This is a genomic window from Streptococcus parasanguinis, from assembly GCF_001578955.1.
Taxonomy (GTDB): Bacteria; Bacillota; Bacilli; order Lactobacillales; family Streptococcaceae; genus Streptococcus; species Streptococcus parasanguinis_U.
This window is the reverse complement of sequence record NZ_KQ969689.1, coordinates 515,990-518,987: the sequence shown is the minus strand read 5'-3', so window position 1 is coordinate 518,987 and position 2,998 is coordinate 515,990. Positions and strand designations below refer to the sequence as shown.

Genomic DNA, 2,998 nt, shown 5'->3' with positions numbered 1-2,998 from the left:
TACTCACCTAAGGAAAGTTTCTAAGATGAAGATGACTTTGTCTTCAATCTAAAAGGACCTTGCGGTCCTTTCATTATTTTACTTTTTCTAATTTTGCGGCAAATTCATTACCACCACGTAAGACGAGTATGTTTTTTCCACCGTTGACAGGTACGAAACAATAATTTGAATTAGCTTGTATATAGACTTCCTTAGCGCTCTTCACTTGATAGCCTTGTGATTTCACCGCTTCTTGAATGACTTCAAATGTGTGTTCAATCTCCTCTTTAGAAGTCGTGTCTCCATCATACTTTTCTGAATCAGCTAGAGAATAGAATGCGTAAGCCTTGCTATCGTAATACTTATCACTAATAATTCCATGATCTGAAATCTGAACAGTTGTATTATCTCCTTCTGTCACATTCTTCCATTTTCCAACCATGGCCTTTGGTGTTTCAACCTTGTGATAGACCAAATTATCTTCAAAGTTTCCTTTGTATGACTTATAAATTTTCAAGTCGAATAAATCATTTCTTAAAATAATATTGCTTCCGTCTTTTTGGAGCAAGTTATAGCGTGTGTTCCCACCAGACTTAATAACAACTATTTCAGTCGTCTTCAGGTTAAATTTCTTATCGACATCCACAAGTGAATGCAAGTCCGTCGCATTTAACAAAGAAAGTGCGGTATTAAATTCTTTTTTCGCTTCATTGCCCTTGAGAACCTTTTTGATGGTCTCGCTACCATTGACTTTTTGTTTCTTTCCACTTAGTTCATAAGTGACCGGACTTGAATCCGTATTTCTCAACCAAACCCCATCCAGACTTGGTCCACCTGAAAAGAAAAAGAACCAAGCAAAAGCAATCACTGCGACAAGTCCTGCAACTACGACCCCAATCTTTGTTTGTTTATTGAAAGAAAATGTAAATTTTTTCGGTCTTGGAACAGGTTGCAAGGTTTTCGCAGATGGTTGTGGTTGGACAAAAGCTTGCTGCTCTTGTGAAAGAGGTGCGCTAGGTGCAACAGGTGCTTCTTGAGCAGGAGCCTGCGCTTCAGCTACCGAAGCTGGTGCCTCAGTTGTTGGAGCTGGCGCTTCTTTTCGCTCTACGACAAACTCCCCTTTTTCACGCGCTTCTTGAAATTCTTGCATACTTGGCTTGCGACCATTGACCGCTTCAAAGTATTCAACCCAATCTTTTTGATTCATCATATCCCCCTTATTGATTCATTAAAAAAACTAATCATATTATACCACAAATCAATGGTTAATTTTTTGATTTTCAGAAAATAAAAGAAAAGGACCTTACGGTCCTTCTAATTTATTTCACTTTTTCCAATTTTTCAACTAAATGATAGTCTTCTGTGAAAACAAGGACTGTCTTCCCTCCATTTACAGGGACATAATAAAAATCAGATCCTAGTTGCTTGTACACGTCTTTCATACTAGTTAGCTGGTAATCTTGGGAATCGACCGCATCTTGAAGATCTTCATAGACCTCTTTCACTTTGTCAGCTGTCTTTTCTTGATCAAACTTAGTTGAAGGCATCTTTTGGAGCTCTTCTAGACTATAAAAAGCCGTACCTTCGCTACTATCAAATTCACTATAAGTAAGAATACCACGATCATTTAATTCAAGATAATTGGTTTCATCATCATAAGAACGCTCAATTTTCCATTTCCCAACTAGCACTTTAGGAATTTCTGTCTTGTGAAAAATAGCATTCTTCTTAAAGCTTTCTGAATGATCACTATAGGTAACCAAATCCATCAAGTCATTGGCTAAAATCACATTGGTCCCATTGCTTTGGAGTAGATTATAAACAAGCCCATGCTCGTCTTTAATGATGATAACTTCCCTCGTGTGGAGGTCAAATTTTCTATCAACATCTGCTAAGTTTTTCAGCTTGGAGTAGTTTAACTGGTTTAAAGCTTTCTGAAACTCTTGTTTTGCTTCATTACCTTTGTAAACTTTCTCAATCTTATACTTACCATACGATCGTGGATCTTCTTGATTTAACTCATAAACCACTGCTGTTGAATCAGCAGGTCCAACCCAAATTCCTTCCAAACTTGGAGTCGGTTGGAAGAAAAAGAAATAAGCCAGTACAATAACAGCTAGTATTCCCACACCTGATAAAGCCCATTTGGTCTGCTTATTCCATTTCACACTAAAGCGTTTGATAGCTAGAGTCTCATACCCTGACTCCACTTGTGACGGCATTTGAACCTGCTCACTTTTCTCTCGTGAGGCTACCGCTGATGGAACTGGTGCTTCAGGAACGGTCTCTTTTCGTTCCACTACAAACTCACCATTCGCTCGTGCATTTTGAAACTCTTGCAGACTCGGCTTACGGTTATGGAGTGCTTCAAAATAGTCAACCCAATCTTTTTGATTCATCTATTCCTCCTAATCGATGATTGTTTTCAAACTGATCCTATTATACCATACATGAAAAGGCAATCACTCATTTTCAGAAAAATATCTGAAAAAGTCCAAGCGATTTTCTACTTGGACTCTCTTCATTATTTCAAAACTTTTTGTGTTTTCGAGTAGTTGGCTTCGACAGCTTCTTTTTCAGCTTTCCACCAGTCTTGGTGGTCTGTGTACCACTTGATGGTTTCTTCCAAACCTGCTTCGAAGTTGGTGAATTGTGGTTCCCAACCCAATTCTTCACGCAATTTTGTTGAATCGATGGCATAGCGCAAATCGTGACCAGCACGGTCTGTGACACGGTCATAAGCATCTTTTGGTTGACCCATTTTTTCAAGGATCAATTCCAGCACTTCCTTGTTGTTCTTTTCACCATCGGCACCGATCAGGTAAGTTTCACCGATACGGCCTTTAGTGAGGATAGCCCAAACACCAGTTGAGTGGTCGTTGGTGTGGATCCAGTCACGGACGTTCTTCCCTTCACCATAAAGTTTTGGCTTGATGCCAGACAAGATATTGGTGATTTGACGTGGGATGAATTTTTCGATGTGTTGGTATGGCCCGTAGTTGTTTGAACAGTTTGAAAT

Annotated in this window: 3 protein-coding genes; all 3 read right to left on the bottom strand. The window is 39.1% G+C overall.

The annotated features are described in order from the left end of the window. Positions 1–73: 73 nt before the first annotated feature. Positions 74–1,186, bottom strand: coding sequence for a hypothetical protein (locus SPADD19_RS02420; protein ID WP_061455105.1), 1,113 nt, complete (start codon positions 1,184–1,186; stop codon positions 74–76). 112 nt (positions 1,187–1,298) lie between these two features. Then, complete coding sequence (locus SPADD19_RS02415; RefSeq protein WP_061455104.1) at positions 1,299–2,378, bottom strand: hypothetical protein; 1,080 nt, start codon at positions 2,376–2,378, stop codon at positions 1,299–1,301. Positions 2,379–2,503: 125 nt separating this feature from the next. Then, the coding region (locus tag SPADD19_RS12470; protein ID WP_241496426.1) for a dTDP-glucose 4,6-dehydratase at positions 2,504–2,998 on the bottom strand (495 nt) is incomplete at its 5' end.